Annotated in this window: 9 protein-coding genes; 2 read left to right on the forward strand and 7 right to left on the reverse strand. The window is 53.5% G+C overall.

The genetic code is table 11. From position 1 onward, the window contains the following. Positions 1-104 precede the first annotated feature (104 nt). The gene (locus EJQ19_RS10320) at positions 105-569 is read left to right on the forward strand and encodes a thiol-disulfide oxidoreductase DCC family protein (protein ID WP_338143326.1); all 465 of its coding nucleotides are present in this window, start codon (positions 105-107) and stop codon (positions 567-569) included. A 2-nt stretch (positions 570-571) separates the two neighbouring features. On the opposite strand, the gene EJQ19_RS10325 is transcribed toward EJQ19_RS10320, so the two are convergent. The 3 genes from EJQ19_RS10325 to EJQ19_RS32495 all read right to left on the reverse strand — a co-directional run bounded on the left by EJQ19_RS10325 (position 572) and on the right by EJQ19_RS32495 (position 11,589). Then, positions 572-1,366: a DODA-type extradiol aromatic ring-opening family dioxygenase gene (locus tag EJQ19_RS10325; protein ID WP_126141136.1), complete on the reverse strand. Its 795-nt coding sequence runs from the start codon at positions 1,364-1,366 to the stop codon at positions 572-574. A gap of 248 nt (positions 1,367-1,614) precedes the next feature. Then, positions 1,615-10,263, reverse strand: a complete 8,649-nt coding sequence (locus tag EJQ19_RS10330) for a cadherin-like beta sandwich domain-containing protein (protein WP_126141137.1) — start codon at positions 10,261-10,263, stop codon at positions 1,615-1,617. A gap of 348 nt (positions 10,264-10,611) precedes the next feature. After that, on the reverse strand, positions 10,612-11,589 hold the full coding sequence (locus tag EJQ19_RS32495; RefSeq protein ID WP_241242835.1) for an N-acetylmuramoyl-L-alanine amidase family protein: 978 nt from the start codon (positions 11,587-11,589) through the stop codon (positions 10,612-10,614). A 60-nt stretch (positions 11,590-11,649) separates the two neighbouring features. Here EJQ19_RS32495 and EJQ19_RS32820 point away from each other — a divergent pair, with 60 nt between their 5' ends. Beyond that, positions 11,650-11,778, forward strand: coding sequence for a hypothetical protein (locus EJQ19_RS32820; RefSeq protein WP_277600938.1), 129 nt, complete (start codon positions 11,650-11,652; stop codon positions 11,776-11,778). 531 nt (positions 11,779-12,309) lie between these two features. Here EJQ19_RS32820 and purD read toward each other — a convergent pair. The 4 genes from purD to purM all read right to left on the reverse strand — a co-directional run bounded on the left by purD (position 12,310) and on the right by purM (position 17,531). Then, the gene (purD, locus tag EJQ19_RS10340; protein ID WP_126141138.1) at positions 12,310-13,569 is read right to left on the reverse strand and encodes a phosphoribosylamine--glycine ligase; all 1,260 of its coding nucleotides are present in this window, start codon (positions 13,567-13,569) and stop codon (positions 12,310-12,312) included. A 70-nt stretch (positions 13,570-13,639) separates the two neighbouring features. After that, on the reverse strand, positions 13,640-15,187 hold the full coding sequence (gene purH / locus EJQ19_RS10345) for a bifunctional phosphoribosylaminoimidazolecarboxamide formyltransferase/IMP cyclohydrolase (RefSeq protein WP_126141139.1): 1,548 nt from the start codon (positions 15,185-15,187) through the stop codon (positions 13,640-13,642). Positions 15,188-15,879: 692 nt separating this feature from the next. After that, positions 15,880-16,491 carry a phosphoribosylglycinamide formyltransferase gene (gene purN / locus EJQ19_RS10350; RefSeq protein ID WP_126141140.1) on the reverse strand — a complete coding sequence of 204 codons (612 nt, stop codon included), beginning with the start codon at positions 16,489-16,491 and terminating at the stop codon, positions 15,880-15,882. Beyond that, positions 16,491-17,531, reverse strand: a complete 1,041-nt coding sequence (gene purM / locus EJQ19_RS10355; RefSeq protein ID WP_126141141.1) for a phosphoribosylformylglycinamidine cyclo-ligase — start codon at positions 17,529-17,531, stop codon at positions 16,491-16,493. Before purM ends, purN begins: the two co-directional genes overlap by 1 nt. Positions 17,532-17,600: the final 69 nt, after the last annotated feature.

Here is a 17,600-nt window from a genome sequence, read left to right on the forward strand (position 1 = left end):
CGTTGACGAGCATGTCGAGCTCTCTGCTCGTTTAGCGCCGCTCGACGTTCAACTCGCCGCCTGAGTCGTACACAGCGAAAACGAACCCGCTTTGCCCTCCTGCGATGTTCACGTATAATAAGAGATACGTACTCGAAGTGAAGGGAGGCGGATTCATGCAGACACTCCGGGACGATGCCGCCATCATTTTATTCGACGGCCTTTGTAACTTTTGCAGCGGCGCCGTGCAATTCATCCTTCGCCGAGATCCGCGAGGCCTGTTTCGTTTTGCCTCCCTGCAATCGGATATTGGCCGTAGACTGCTGGAAGAGCACGGCCTGCCTGTCGATGGGCTGAACACCATCGTGCTGATCGAGGCCGGGCGCGCCTACACCCGATCCACAGCGGCGCTGCGGATTGCCAGACGCCTGCGCGGTGCTTGGCCTTTATGCTATGCGGCCATCCTGATCCCACCACCGCTTCGCAACCTGGGCTATGCGTACATTGCGCGCAACCGCTATCGCTGGTTCGGCCAAGCCGAGCATTGCATGCTCCCCACCGCCTCGGACAGAGCGAGGTTTTTGGAGTAGGGCTATTTCTTCTCAAGCTTCATCCCGCCGAACATCCAGCAGCTCAAGCTGAGCGCCCCCAACTGAAAGCTGTGATGCAGCAGCTTCGCGCGCCGCGACGCTTCTCCCGCGCCCATGGCAAGCAGCAGCGGCGCAAAATGCCCCGGCAGCGGCACCGCAGCCTCGACATATGGGGCTCTTTCGTCGTAGCGAAAGAGCGCGTCTACGTTCCACGTCTCCAGTTGCTCCGCCACCCATTCCTCGAAAGCCACCGCCCATTCCGGCGGCACGGGATTATTCTCATCGAGCTTCGCCAAGTTATACACCGTCCCCCCGCTTCCCACGATCAGCACCTCATGCTCCCGCAAAGGCCCCAATGCCGCACCGATCCGGTACTGCTCTTCCGCCGTAAGCCGCGGATTCACCGAGAGCATCACCAAGGGAATGTTCGCATCCGGATACAGAATGGAGAGCGGCCCCCACGCGCAAAAGTCCACTCCCCGCTCATCGTCCGTCTCGCAGCCGATGCCTTCGTTTTCTAGCAGCTGCTTGATGTGCAAGCTCAGCGTAAGCTCACCCTTGGCCGGATACTGATGTAGCGCCAGAAAAGGGTCCGCCTCCGCCGCTCCGCCATGCAGGGTTACCGGCTCAATGGCGGTGGAGATTTTTTGCACCGAACTCTCCCAACCCGCGCTGAATAGTACAATCGCCTGGGGTTTCGGCAGGCTGCCCGAGAGCCTGAGCAGGAACGCCGTGAACCCGTCCTCCTGCGCCGCCAATCCCGGATGTCCATGCGAGATAAAAAATGTCGGCAGCATGCACACAACCTCCTTTCTAGCCTTCCAAGTCATGCCTAATTGTATATTTTCATTATTATCGTCTTTCGACCATTTTATTGCAGCGTGTATCGCTATTTGACCGATTTCCCCCAAAAAAACTGGTACACCCGCAAAAACAACCATGTCCACATTCGTCACCCACTATCCAAGGGGCAAGTCTCTTTGTTCAGCCCTAACAAAAAGCCCATGAACCTATTCGGCTCAAGGGCTTTTGCATTCCATATATTTTAATGCGAGGGAACCACGTAAACACTGCCGTCCGCCAACACTTGTACAGTGCCTGAGGCCGACTCAATTTCACGAAGTGCCCAGTTGTCTTGCGAAACATCCGGCCAGCTGGAAATCTTCCTATCTGCCGTTGGCCGATCGAACAAGCGGTTCAATACTTTCACGGCTTCTGCGCGGTTTAACTTGTTGTCAGGCAGGAATGTTCCGTCGTCATAGCCTTGCAGAATGCCTGCTTGTGAAGCTAGTCGAATCGCTTCGAAAGCCCAATGTTCTTGCGTATCGCTGTAAGCGACGCTTGAGGAGCTTGCGGCTGCAGCAGCCTGAAGCATCCTAGCCGCAATGCTGGCCATCTCCCCGCGGGTTATCGCATCGTCCGGACGGAACCCGGTGTCATCACCAAGCATCAAACCGGAACGTTGCACAGCCAGAATTGCTTCTTCCGCCCAATGCCCTTTAGGAACATCAAGATACCCGCCAGCTTTGGTCTGGATGGCTTCCTTCTTCCCGCTGTTCGCGCCAATACGATTCAGAATCGTTGCCAATTCCGCACGTGTAATGGCATGGGTTGGACGGAACGTACCGTCCGGATAACCGGAGATATAAGGTTTAAGCGCTCCAGCCGCATTTTTCTGAATCACTGTAAACGTACTGAACTTATCAATGACGATGGCAATACCAATTGGTGTGCCATCCGCATCATAGCGGATCTCTCCGCGTTGAAGCTCCTTTTCACCGTCGCTATGTTCAATGTACACAGCAAGACTATCCAGAAGCTGCTTGGCCGCTGCTGTATTTTGCGGCAGGCTCAAGCTCGTAAGCGGGAACACGATTTCCGTCTTGTATCCCGCATAGTTTGTTTCAATTTTGACTGGTTGATTCAGGATGGAGACGGATTGTCCCCCACTTTCTTTCACAACAAGGTCAGCAGACAGTACACGTGATGTCACTTCACTGCGCTCGGCTTCAGCACGAACCGGTACAATCCGGAAGTAAGCATCCTTGCCGTCTTTGCTCATTTGTTGCAGAGATGCAGACGAGATGGCGATCTGTGCATCAGGCAGTTGGATCTGCATCGACATGCCCCCGCCAGCAAGTAAACTTACAGAATCGGCATTTAAGCTTACTATCCGTTCATCTGCAGGATCGTCAGGCAAATCCGAGACATAGATACGAGCAACATTGTCTTTATTCTGAGCAGCCTTTTCCAGAATCGTACGTGCATCAGAGGTCCCCACTCTCACCGTATCGAGAGATTTGCCATCTGTCGATTTGGTCCGTTCGATGGCAGTTTGCAGCGTCCAACCGCCGGTCCCCCCAACAATCGTCGTTTGGCGAATATTGTTGTTGCTGCTTGATTCCTCTAGACGTTTTACATCAATAGAGTAGGTCTGCGAAGACTTGAGGTCAGCGGATTCTACGTTCACGATAATCGTATTCTCACCGAACGCCAGGGCAGCTGCAAAATTACCGCCGCCTTTTTGAGTTCTTTTCTGTACGGTTACCGTTGCATTCGGATCATTAGGAATCGCCGTTATGTTCGTATACGAGCTCGTTGTTGTTGAAATCGTACCATACTTCAGCTTATAAGGTGAAAAAGCGCCATCCAAGATCGTAGCTGCCTGCAAGCTGTCCAGCAAAGGCGGCTGTACCGGTGTTGTCTGCTTACGCAATATGTCAAGCGTATACGTGAGCACCGTACCATCTTGCGCCGTGACTTCAATGGCAAATGTTTGCGCATCCTTCGTAAACGGCAGCGATAGCATTCCACCCGTTAAGCTCTGTTCATTGATGCGAATCGACGCACCGCTGTGCTCGGCAACGGGGAGAAGCTCCAACGTTTGAGCAGCAACAGGTACAATGACATCATAGTGCAGAACCGTTGGGCTAAAAGTGGATACCAGCTCCGCTCCATCCGTAGCAATTCCTAAGCTTTGCAGCTGCGCATTGCCGCTTGGCTCACGCACGACAACGATTTGGTAATGTCTTGTTTCCGAACCGTCCGGAGAAGTTACAGCCACAGGAACCTGATTCTCGCCGACTTGCAGCTGAATCGCTCCGGAAGCCAGGCCGCTCTGCACGGATTGACCTTTCACTTGAATGCTTGAACCTGCCTTCCGTGCGTCTGGTGTTACCATCACGGACGCTACCTCGTTATCTACATAAACGGTATATGTTTCTTCGACCCCTGTGAAAGCTTGGGCTGGAAGAGCAGCTCCCGTTGGCGAGGAAGTTGCGTCTTTCAGCTTCAAATTACTGAGTCCTGCTTCATTAGAGCCTGTTCCATCGAGACTGAGGGCGTAGATTTTATCTCCCGCGCTAGCAGAATGGACTTTAATCGATACCGATTTTCCGGTCGCAGGTACAGTAACATCCACAAAACCGCTGGCAGGAAGCGTCTGCCCATCGATCGTAACGACAGAAGAGGCGGCCATTGGGACGGCATAGACGCGAACCTTTTCCGACAGGGCTAAGGCTTGATAAACGGTTGTCCCAAATCGATAAGGCGTATTCATCGTTGCGTTGCTAACCGTCAGCGCCGCAAGATCGCTAGGCGTTGTCGGAATTGCACCTGGCAGCCCACGGATAACTTCAAAGCCATACTTCGTTTGGTTACCAGCCAGGTCTGAAGCTGTCATCACGAACGATATACGATCCGTCTGCGCTCCCCATTCCAAAGGTGCATAGTAATCAAACTTCCCTTTGTCATCGAGTGGAACCGTAATCCCATTCACAACAAGGTTGGCTCCCGCGTCTGTTTGACCGGTAATGTAAATCCGGCTGTCTTCGGTCACCGTACCATTCAGTGAAATCGGATGGCCTTGCGCATCCGGTCCTCCGGAAGCGATCAGCATCGGTCCAGTGCGGTCGATCACCAGCTTGCGGTACACTGAACTGCGGTCGCCGCGCTCGTTGACCCCTTCGATCAACAAGTTATATTCCCGCTCTTTTAATACAGCCGTTTGAAGAAGATCCTGCAAAACAAAAGTTGCAACTCCTCCAGCTGTTACTTGCTGGCTTTCAAACGTCTGCCCATTCACGGACAGCGTCACGTTGCCGTTTTGATTGGCGCCCACTTGCAAGGATGCTTGTTCGGCTGCCGTTACCAGCAGCATCCCTTCACTTCCATCATAGGCCGCATAGGCTTGTTCAGTGACAGGCAGCGCTCCAGCATCAACGGTTACTGCCAGCGTCGCCGGTTGCGGAACAGGCAGTTCTGTCGAGACAAGCTCAGACTGCGGGCTGAGCACGATCCGACCTTGCTCTTGCCCCATTGCAGAAACGGCAATGTGATACAACTTTCCAGGCGTTAAGCCGGAAATAACGGCATTTTGCTCATTCCCCGGTTGCGGCGCTATCTCCATCGTCGGAACAAGCACATGGCCCTCCGCACCTGCCCAGATTCGGTAAGCTGTAACCTCTCCGGCTATTGACGCAAAACGAAGTGAAATTTCTCCATTCCCCGTTGAAACCACCTCAAGCTGCTCCGGTTTACTTAGAGAAACTGGCGCAGTCACTTCTACTGTGCCTTCGGCAATCGCATACACCGGCGCTTTGTCAGCTTGGGTACCGGCTACGGACAGATAATAAGTGCCTGGCAGCAAGGACGCTGGAAGATCCACGATTTTGCTACCGGAAGCAGGCAGTCCGCTTTGGATCACTTCGCCAATCTGTTGATCGGCACTGTCCGTTAGCATCATCGTGACCTGCGTATCCGGAGCTGCATGCTCGGCTGCCCATGTGACAGCAATCCGATTTTCCGCGCCAGCAACGGAGGATACCGATGCCTTCATCGCGGCTTGCGGAATTAATTTTTGGATTTGCACATCGACTTTCGTCGCATTCTGGATCATCCATTTGCCTGCCGGTACATTCAGGAGGGATACATAAAGCGTATCTTTACCGTCTGTCGCCGGGTTTGGCGTCGTGATCACGGTCGACTCCAGCGCAGTTCCGCCCGAGCTGCCGCTCGATACGCGGTCTGACGCCGGTTGCAAATAGGCATTGCCATCCGGTGCATCAAAGTTCAGCTTATACGGCATACCATCCGGTGCAGTAATCACAGTGTTGGCATTCCCGCCGCTGACCGTCAGCAGATAGTCACCTTTTTCAGCAATATCAAAGTATTTGCCATAACGACCTTCCATTGTAAGAGGCTTGATGGATTTGAACTTTCTTGTGGACTTGTAGGCAACCACACTGGTATAACCGCTGCTTACAACTTTCCATTGTCCTTTCAGTTCAACACCGTCCAGCAAAATCGTCTTCTTCTGTTGCGACTCGTCATACAGGACATTCATACCCGGCATCATCGGGTCAGCCTGCAAAGCATAAAGATCCCCGTTCGGTGCATACAGCTTGGTACCCGCATTCGCACCATAAATTTCAACAATGGCTTGACCGTTATCTGTCTTGGTCATATCAAAAACCGTAGGATAGGCCTGCTCCTGCATCCATTGCTGAACATCGCCAATCTTCGACTTCGACGGTACACTGCTGAGCGCCGCAGTTGGGCTCTTGCCCGCGCTGATCATCCACGTTCCGGCTTCGACTGCATCCAGCAAAATGTGCTGATTTCCGTCTGCATCGCGGAACGTATTCCAATCCGGGTCGCTTTGAGCCGCTTGGAGATGATAAGGCCGTCCGTCCGGCTTGTACACAATGACGTCGCCCTGCGATTCATTGACGGTGAGTACGTAGCTTCCACGCTCTTTCATCGTGAACGATGTCACCGAACGATCCGGCGTTGCCGCCCAAAGCGTGGCAACCTCACTAAGCTTCAGCGATTCATTGGCAAATAACAATTCGTTCACTTGGATGTGACTATTGCTGGCTGTCGTCAGGCTCCAATTCCCTGCAGACAACGGCACGCGCATGTAGGTTTTCTGGCCGTCGGCATCATAAGTCAGTTCAGGGCGTATGATTTGTCCATAATCCTGCCCGGATGCCTTGGCTTTCAGAACCGCAGCACGTTGATCTCCAGTTAGAACGATAAGCGCTGTGTAAGGTCGATCTACTTCAAAGGAAGTCGTCAACTCGCCGCTTGCCTTGGTTTCCGTGGTGAGTAACGGCGTTCGATCCACCGTTGTCAACTGCCCGTCCAGAGCGCGCGCCTTAGTATCAAGATGCATCGGCGCATCCGGCTGGAACGTCAAGCTCACCGGTTTTAAATCAAAAACACGCTTAAGCGGATTTGCAGCAGCGATACGAACCTCGCCCCCCGAATCTTTCTTCAGGAGCAGTTCTTCCGCTAAGTCAAGCCATGGTTCGGCTGCATCCATAAAATCAGATACATTGTTCACGAAATCAAGGCCCTTCTCCCACCATGACTTCTTAGGCGGTTCTGCTTCCACTTCAAACAAAATCGTATTGTTCTTAAACGTATATTTCAGGTTCGCGCCAATACCGTTATGTCGGAACGTGCCGACAATTCCGTTTTCATTCACGCTGAGCGTCACGTTACTGACGGTTGCTCCGCCGATACGCGGAATCCCTTTGGGCACATAAACCGTGCCTTTAATCACGCCGGCAAATCCTTTTTGATTAAATGAGTACGCCCCAAAAGCGCCTTTCAACACTTCGAACAGATTGATATCACCCTTCGAGGAAAAACCAGGGGAAGAAAACCCTTTAATTCCCGCTGTTGCCGGGTTCACGACCGCTTGCATCTCCATGTTCTTCACAGGCAGCCAGTAGTAATATTCCGTTCCACTCGCAGTAAAGCCGAAGTTAGAGAGATTGACATCAATCGAATCTGTACCGATCAGATTGAACTTGTAGTCGACCTGCGGGTGCTTTAATTCAGGGACAATCACATCATTCACAGATCCTGTCACGCTGAACGTCTGAGGAATTTGCGTTTTTTCCGCAAGTTTGTCCACGTTGCCGAACAAGTAGTTAACTTGCAGGCCTGTCGACGCAAGCTTCATCTTCCGATACATGCCGAAGCTTACACTGTCCAATCTTCCTTGTTTGGTCTTCATATAGAGATCGAAGCTGATGTTCGTATTCGGCAAGCTGCCTGTACCAGTAACACCAACATAAGGAATGCGGCTATCGACGACAAACTTCGTATCGTTAGCGTTGATCGGACCGATCTTGAAGCTATTCGTCATCGTAAAATTGCCTGTCAAATCAAACCGGTTATTGCGAAACTTCAGGTCATCCACCGGTACGGTTTGCTTGACTTTTTGCGTCCCTACTTGCAAGCCGATCTCCAGGTCGCCAGTTAGACGTAAGCCATCCTTTGTAAAAATGAGCGAGCTGGCTTTGACCGGCATATCCATATTCAAATAGTCCGTCGCTGCTGAATCGCTCAAGGCAATCGCGAAATGGTCTGAACTGATCGTGAACGGCCCGTCTTGAACCGTGTAGGATACATTTGGCCCTTGTGCCCCGCCGCTATTGATGTATAAGCGGCCATTGCCGGTGATGTTTGCTGGAACCTTCGTTTTGTCCACAACAAGGCTGGTACCTTTGAACATCACGGAATCATTGATCACGACCGGTTCGGCCGTGTCATTCAGAACGTAGACACCAGGAGCCGACGGGTCCTCCGTGAACGGTCCTTGCACGCCAAGACTATTCACTTCGTTGCTGGCCGACGAACTAGGCACATCGACTCTAGCGAAGTTTCGCGGCTTGTAGAAATCTAGTGCGGTTATCATCAGACCTTCGTTAAATACATAATCGTTAAAATAGTCATGCTCCAGATGGACATCATATTTGCCAGGCGGAACATTCACTTTCTGACTATCCCAAGTTAGTTCCAATTGCCGGTCGCTTAAAATATTGTAATCCAGCGGATACTGTGTACCGTCTGCGCCTTGCAAGTAATAATGAATGTCGCTGAGCGGCTTACGCAGCAGACTGCTAATCCCCGTGCCCACGGCAACCAATCGCGTCTTGTCTTTCACATGGAGAACCGAAGCCCCGACACGGTCGTAGACGACATCCGGTACTTTCACATTCTTCTTATCATCGTCTAGCTTGACTTCAACTGTGTCCGTATAGCCTGTGCCGATCACATTGACGGCATAACCACGGACTTGATAGAGTTGATGCCAGACGAGCCCTTTTAAAACAGTTGTGAAGGAGCTTTCTCCTTCTTTAATTGCCGTTGTATAAGGTAGTTTAATCCATTCACCCAGGTCACCCGTTTCTGAAACAGTGCGGTACTCGATGCCTCGTGAAGAAACGGTTCTCGTCCCGTCATCATAGACGTTAGTAATAACACTCACGGTATCATCCTTGAACTGAGGATCAAAAAAATAAATAGGATCTACTGTAAACTTGACCCCCGGCGCTGACGGTGGTGTATAACCGTACACCCAGGTTTCAGCTCTGAGACCCGCAGCCTCAGTCGATACCACAGAGCCGAAAACTCTATCCATGACATCAATTTCACTGCGGCTTCCGCCGAACATGACGAAATTTTTGCCATCAAAAGCCATGTTGGCATAACTTAAAGGAAAAGGTAGCTGATTGGGATACCCCTGGACTTCAAACACTCTTCCTGTGTCATCCTTATTGCTCTTGTACATCGTCTCCATTGTAACTTTGACCGGAGCCCTTTCCCAACCATTTCCCTTCCAACCATACGCCATACTCCCGAACGTAGGCGGATAAGTGGTCGTTGGCAGCTTCAGGTTTTTAACCAATACAAGATTGTTTTCGTGAACGTAGTCCCGCTCACCGCCAAAAAACACAACGCGTCGACCGTCGTACGCCATCGCTTGGCCCCAACGGCCGTAACCCTCCGGACCATTGGTCGATGTCCATGTCTGTGCCCCACGATCCCACTTCCACAATAAAGGGGAGCTGTCATCGTGCGTGATCGACTTGGTTATATTCGGATTCAAACCGGTGCTCGTATAGCTCTTCGTGATCGAGCCGGCATTACCGCCGTACAGCACAGCTGTCCAGCCGTCAAAAGCCATCTGCCCGCTGTAAGCAGCAGGAGGAGACTGCGCAGGATTGACTTGCGTCCATGTCTTTGCAGTTCCATCCCAAAGCCATGTATCCCCTAGCGGTGTCTCCGAGTTTCCGCTTCCCGTATAACCGCCGAACAAGACCAGTTGTTCGCCGTCAAAAGCAAGCTGTGCACCGCCTCGGGCTGACGGAGAATCAGAGAGCCCTGTTAGTTTCTCCCATTGCGCCGTCATGCCATCCCATAGCCAAGTATCCCCCAGCACACCGGACTGAGCGTCGCCTTCACCTCCGAATAAAAGAACTTTTTGACTTACTGCATCATAAGCCATAGCGGCCCCTTTTCTTTTGGAAGGAGCCGGGTTGCGATTCAGCATTTCCTGCCAAGTTTGCTGCTTGCCATCCCAGATCCAAGTATCATTGAAAAGTTCACTATTCCCCTGGCCTCCGAACATGACCACATTATCAGCTTGCTCGTCATAGACCATGGAAGAGGCTTGTCTGGCAGCAGGTGATAAATTATTGGTCACCCTTTTCCAGGTGTAATCTGTAATTTGGGTGGCGGTTTCATATGTATTCCGCTGCACTGTGGTGCTTCCAAATACGGAATTCCCACCTGCAGCTTGAGCCACACTCCCCCCACCGTGTAAGAGAGGGATATACTGCAGTAACAGCGCAGCAATCAGTAGTCTGGCTAATCCGACTTTCCGACGTTTCTTCAACGATCATTCCCCTTTTCTTAGTTGTTCATCAATATCCTACAAAAGTAATGGAATTTTAGTTCTTAATACCTAATATTCATTTAGGATTATTGATGTAAATCCTCGTTCCTAGGTATTATCTCATATATATTTTAGAAAAGTATTAGTAAGGCCCATATATTTGTCGAAATAGCTCGTATATTGTTATATTTTGGAAACACCCAAATGCCCATAAACCCGAGGGGAACCTGCTGAAAATAAAAAAAATCCTGCAATGTACATACACCAGACCCATTGCTCCTCTTTTTTAAGGAGGGACAACATGACTGTTCGTATATACGCTGCAGGGTACCTTGTCTAATATTTTCGTTATTTTCCCGCCAAAAAGCGCTCAATCCCATCCGCCATCCCTTGCACCAACTGCTGCTGGTAATCTGCTTCGGACATGCGCTTATCTTCCTCGGGATTCGTCATAAAGCCGATTTCAGCCAGGACCACCGGCACCTTCGACCAGTTAAACCCGCTCAGATCCTCGCGGGCCGAAAGGCCGCGGCCTTTCTGACCTGTGGCCGCCTGTAGTCCGGCGAGCATGAACGAGGCGGCTTCCTTGCTCTCCGCGGCGATCGGCTTTGTCGCCGCTACGCTCGGCGACGGGTACAGCACCGAGAACCCTCGGGTACTCGCCGAGCCGTCCCCGTCCGCATGAATGCGGACGGTCAGCGCAGCGCCCGCCTCGTTCGACATCTCCGCGCGCTGCTTGTTGCTGAGGTCGACGTCATGCGTCTCCCGTGTCATCGCGACCTCGAAGCCGCGTCGCTGTAGCTCGTCGCGCAGGAGGAGCGACACCTCCAGATTCAGCACATACTCTGGCTTCTTTGTACTGACCCCGGTCGTGCCCGAGCTGACCTTGGCCTTCGTCTCGCGCGTGTCCGGCCCCACGGGCTCGGGCTCGTTGTTCCCCCGGCGCTGATGGCCGGGGTCGAGCATGACCAGCTTGCCGGATGCGCGCACCGGCGAGCTGGCCTGGTTTGCCGCCGCGGCCGCTTGCGCGGCGGCCGCCGAACCACCCCCAGCAGCGGCTTCGCTCGCTGCGGCTCCTGCTGGCTGCGCGGATGCCGCAGCCCCATCCCCGGTGCCCGGCGCTTCGCCCGCCGGGCCAACCGTCGCTGGCGGTGCTACGCCGCCAGCCAGCCCCGCGCCGCCGCTAGGCGCGGCGCTCACACTTACCGCCGGCGTGCCCGTGGCCGCCGGCGCGCCGGCCCCGTCGCGAGCCGAGCACGCGGCAAGCGCGACCACAACCAGCACCACCACAGCGGTGCTGCACACGCCTCTTTTCCACATTTGCATAACTTTACCCCCAACACCTCAAACTAACCTCACATCACACTTCCGTCCAGGAGGTTTCTCATGACAACACTTTGGCATTTCATTACCGACCGCTGGCTGTCGATCTGCTTGATCCTCGGCGCCCTCATCGCCATCTGGTTCGTGTACAAGAACAAAGACAAATACATCCGCGGCTGGAGCGATCAGTAACTAGGCTAGTGGTCTGCCGATTGGTAGACAAGAAGCTGCATACCCGGTCGTACTCCAACATGCGCGAAACCTAAACGCGCGCTGCATCGCCGGCCCATCGCGACGACGGTCCTTTGTCTGCGATAGAGCTAGGTTAGAGTTGAGCGCAAGCCTAGCAGGGGCTAAGCCCCCTTAGCACGGCAAAACATCACTTTTTCCCTGCCTTAGCAGGGCCTAGCCCCTCTTAGGAATGCGAAATTTGCCCATTTTGTCGCTTTCCGCGAACTTTAGAAGGGTTTATACCCTCTTAACTCCGCATAATTGTTCTTTTCCGCCTCCTTAGCAGGGGCCAGACCCTCTTAGCGATGGGGAGCTCACTCATCAAAAAAACACAGCCATCGCGCGTCCGCCAAGGCGCTCCGCTTTCTCGATGACTGTGTTTGCTGTTCTTGCATGCCGTGCTGCGCTTACCTCAGAGGTTTCTGAGCAGCCATCCGCCACTTGGCAGACCCGCTCGCATCCTTACAGGTGCCAGCACGTTCGCCTTGCTTTCTACTTCAATGCCTTCAGCGCAATATCCGTCCGGTAATGCTTACCCTCAAAATGAATCCGATCCACGATGCTGTACGCCTTCTCACGCGCTTCGACGATGTCTTTGCCAAGACCGGTAATGCCCAGCACGCGTCCGCCGTTCGTGACGATTTGGCCGTTCTCCACCGCCGTGCCAGCGTGGAAAACCAGCGCATCCTTCACGTCGTCAAGGCCTGTGATTGGCAGACCTTTCGGATACGAGGCCGGGTATCCTGGCGAAGCCACGATGACGCACACCGCCGCCTCGTCACTCCACTCGATCGGCTGCTCCGCCAGCGTGCCGTTGTTAATGGACAGCATGATGTCCATCAGGTCCGTTTTCAAACGCGGCAAAATCACCTGCGTCTCCGGATCCCCGAAGCGCGCGTTGAACTCGATCGTTTTGACCCCATCCGGTGTTAAAATAAGTCCGCCATACAGCACGCCCTTGAACGGACGGCCTTCGCTCACCATCGCATCCGCCGTCGGCTGGATGATGTTCTTAAGCGCCTCCTGCACGATGCTGTCCGGTACGTGAGGCAACGGGGAGTATGTGCCCATGCCGCCTGTGTTTGGGCCTTTATCGCCGTCAAAGACCGGCTTATGGTCCTGCGAAGGCACCATCAAACGCACGGTCGAGCCGTCTACGAATGCCAGCAAGGACATTTCTTGCCCTGTGAGGAACTCTTCGATAACCACGCTTGCGCCGGATTTACCGAACACTTGGCCTACCATGATGTCGCTCAGTGCAGCCTCAGCCTCTTCCATCGTTTGTGCGACCGTCACGCCTTTGCCTGCTGCCAGACCGTCTGCTTTGATGACAATCGGCGCCTTCTGCGAACGCAGATACGCGAGCGCCGACTCATAGTCGGTGAACGATTCGTATGCCGCCGTCGGGATGTTGTATTTTTTGAGCAGCTGCTTCATAAAAACCTTACTGCCCTCAATAATCGCCGCATTCGCGCGCGGTCCGAAGCAGGCAATGCCGTTCGCTTCCAAATGGTCGACAAGGCCCGCTGCCAAAGGATCGTCAGGCGCTACCATGACGTAGTCGATCGCATTTTCCTTGGCAAATATGGAGATCTCCTCGAATTGCAGCTCCGTAATCGGCACGCACTCGGCCAAAGTCGCAATCCCGCCGTTGCCCGGCGCACAGAACAATTTGCTGACTTTCGGGCTCTGACTCAGCTTCCATACAATGGCATGCTCGCGCCCGCCACGTCCAATCACTAATACACGCATCGCTCGAATACCCCTTTTCAAGTGGAATGCCCACGGTCAGCCTCTCGATCGTGAGCATCCTGAGTTTATTTTAGTGTTTAAAATGACGTACGCCCGTCATCAGCATCGAAATACCATTCTCATTCGCAACGCGGATGGAATCTTCGTCTTTAATGGAGCCGCCTGGTTGAATGACCGCCGTGATGCCGGCTTTTGCCGCCATTTCCAGCGTGTCGCCCATTGGGAAAAAGGCATCGGACGCAAGCACGGAGCCTTTTGCTTTGTCGCCCGCTTGCTCAATCGCGATTTTCGCTGCGCCTACGCGGTTCATTTGACCCGCGCCGACGCCGATTGTCATATCGTCAGCAACCAGCACGATCGCGTTGGATTTCACGTGTTTCACAACTTTCCAGGCGAACAACAACTGCTTCAGCTCTTCTTCCGTCGGCTGACGCTCGGAAACGACCTTCAGATCGCTCTCAGCAAGCTGGTAAGCGTCGCTGTCTTGTACGAGCATGCCGCCTTCGACTGTCGTTACAACCGGCTGTGCAACCTTGCCGGCGATTTGGTCCAAACCGCTCACTTTGAGCAGGCGGATATTTTTCTTTTTCGCTAGGATCTCTTGCGCTTCCGGAGAGAAGTCAGGTGCGATGACGATTTCTAGGAAAATCTCATGCAGCAATTGCGCGGTCGCCTCGTCAATCGTACGGTTTGCCGCTACGATACCGCCAAAGATGGACGTTGGGTCGGCTGCATACGCTTTTTGGTAAGCTTCCAGCACGTTCGTGCCGATGCCCACGCCGCAAGGGTTCATATGTTTCACCGCAACGACGGCTGGTTCGCTGAATTCTTTGACGATTTGCAGCGCCGTATTCGCGTCGTTGATGTTGTTATAGGAGAGCTCTTTGCCGTGCAGCTGCTCAGCTGTCGTGATGTTGCCTGCCGCTGCATTCGGTTTGCGGTAGAACGCCGCCGTTTGGTGCGGATTCTCGCCGTAGCGAAGGTCTTGCACTTTTTCGTACGTAACTGTGTAACGCTCAGGGTAAGTCTCACCTTGCAGACCGGAGAGGTAGTCACCGATCAAGGCATCATAGGAGCCGGTGTGACGGAACACTTTGGCCGCCAGGCGTTTACGTGTGTCCAGCGTGGTGTCCCCAGTCTCTTGCACTTCTTCCAGCACTTTCGCGTAATCGGAAGCATCTACGACAACCGTGACGAAAGCGTGGTTTTTCGCAGCGGAACGCAGCATCGTAGGACCACCAATGTCGATGTTCTCGATCGCGTCCTCATACGTCACGTCAGGCTTCGCAATCGTTTGCGCGAACGGATACAGGTTTACGACAACCAGGTCGATGTAGTCCAGGCCGAGCTCTTTCATGCTCGCTTGGTGCTCTTCATTGTCGCGAACGGCCAGCAGCCCGCTGTGTACGGCAGGGTGCAGCGTCTTCACGCGTCCGTCCATGATTTCCGGGAAGCCTGTCACTTCGGAGATGCCGATGACCGGTACCCCTTTATCCTTCAATAAACTTTGCGTACCGCCCGTCGAAATGATTTGAACGCCCAGCTTCGCCAGCTCGCTTGCGAACTCGACGATGCCCGTTTTGTCGGACACGCTGATCAGTGCTCTTTTGATTGCCACTTGACTTCCTCCTAGAAATTAAGTTTGATGATTCAACTGCTGTATATATGATCATGTAAAACATAGATGATTTCAGTAAACTAACCGAGCCAGGGGCATGAATGACCTATTCAGGCAGATGGTTCGGCACGAACCTACTCCGGAAAAATGCACAATGCGCCTATCCGCACCAGACTAACCAGCCTTCAACGTACCCAAAAACCAGCTACTCCCAAACCCGTATCCACTCACAACTTCCGCACCGCATCAGACTATTAAGCCTTCAGCCGTCCGTTTCGCCCGACCATCCTGCATTTTGTACATCAAATCTGGCCAAATCGCCGGATTCAACGTAATATCCTGCAAAAAGTACAGTAATTTTTCGCCCTGACCGCCAAAAACAGCCGTTTCGGGGGTAAAACCAGGAAATTACCTGTACAAAATGCAGGTAAACAAGCCCCAAAACGTCAAATCACCCAAATTTGATGTAGTTTTTGCAGGTTTGCGTAACGCCTGGGCCAGAAGAACGCAGTTTTTGCACTTTCCCATAGCGCCTGGGATAGCAGAACACAGTTTCTGCAGCTTCCCATAGCGCCTGGGCCAGCAGAACGCACTTTCTGCAGCTTCCCATAGCGCCTGGGTCAACGAATTTCAAGCTTTCGCAGGTCCGCTCCAACGTACAGCCAACGGGTGCGGTTATTGGGGTGTTCCCCCTACAACCGCACCGTCACCCTGCGCCCATCCAGACTCACGCGATCCTCGCTGAGCCAGCGAATCACCTGCGGCAGCAGCACGTGCTCCGCCGCGTGGATGCGATCCGTGAGCGACTCAACCGTCTCGTGCTCGTGGATTTCGACCGCGCGCTGCGCGATGATCGGGCCAGAGTCCAGCCCTCCATCCACGTAGTGCACGGTTACGCCGGTCTGTTTCACGCCGTACTCCACGGCTTGTTCGATGGCACGCACGCCGGGGAACGAAGGCAGCAAAGACGGATGAATGTTAATCATACGTCCGTAGTAAGGCTCAACGAGCACGCTTGTAATGATCCGCATGTACCCGGCCATCACGATGAGATCGATTCCGCGAACGCGCAGCTCTTCCAGAATGATCGTCTCATAGGCTTCGCGGCTCTCGTACTCCTTCGGGCTAAACGTGAACACAGGCACCCCCGCGGCCTTCGCCCGTTCGACGACGTACGCCTTCGGGCGATCACAGACAAGAAGCTCGATGCGCACATCAAGCTTCCCCTTCTGCACCTGATCCACGATCGCCTGAAAATTCGAGCCCGAGCCCGAAGCAAAAACGGCGATCCGATACGGCTGCATTACACTTCAGCTCCTTGGAACGTGACCACACGTTCACCTTCGGTTACAACGCCAAGGCGGTACACTTTCTCGCCTTGCGCCTCCGCAGCGGCAATCGCCTTCTCGGCATCATCCGCCGCAACGACAATCACCATGCCGATGCCCATGTTGAATGTACGGAACATATCGTTGTTGGAGATGTTTCCGACACGCTGCATCAAGGAGAAGATCGGCAAAATCGGCCAGGAGCCGTATTGAATTTGAACATTCACGTTATCCGGCAGGACGCGTGGAATATTTTCCAGGAAGCCGCCGCCTGTAATGTGCGCCATGCCTTTAATCGCCACGCTGTCCAGCATGCCCAGCACAGGTTTCACGTACAATCTAGTCGGCTCCAGCAGCACGTTGCCCAGCTTGTCGCCCAGTTCGTCCACATGGCCTTGCAGCGTATAGCCGTTATCCTCAAGCAAAAGCTTGCGCACAAGCGAGAACCCGTTGCTGTGCACACCGCTCGAAGCCAGACCGAGCACCACGTCGCCCGGACGGATCGTAGAGCCGTCGATGATTTTTTTCTTGTCAACGATCCCTACGGTAAACCCGGCAATGTCATACTCCCCTTCCGCATACATGCCAGGCATTTCCGCCGTTTCACCACCGATGAGCGAACAGCCGGACTCAGCGCAGCCGTCAGCGATGCCTTTGATAATCGCTTCGATCTTCTCCGGCACGACTTTGTCGCAAGCCAGGTAGTCCAGGAAGAACAACGGCTCCGCGCCTTGAACGATAATATCGTTCACACACATCGCCACCGCGTCGATACCGATCGTATCATGCTTATCCATCGCAAAAGCGATTTTCAGCTTGGTGCCTACCCCATCTGTTCCCGACACGAGCACAGGCTCCTCGTACTTGTCTTTGTTCAGGCCGAAAAGCCCGCCGAAGCCTCCGAGGTCCGTTAAAACTTCAGGACGAAATGTCCGTTTGACGTGTTTTTTCATCCGTTCTACCGCTTCGTTCCCCGCGGCGATATCGACACCGGCTTTTTTGTAAGCATCCGACACTGAGAAATCACTCCTTAAATGTATGTAGAAAGGGGCCGGCCAGCCATGACGCCGAACCCAACCGCCTTC

Origin of the sequence: Paenibacillus whitsoniae (genome assembly GCF_003955665.1) — a bacterium.
In the GTDB taxonomy this organism is placed as follows: Bacteria; Bacillota; Bacilli; order Paenibacillales; family NBRC-103111; genus Paenibacillus_E; species Paenibacillus_E whitsoniae.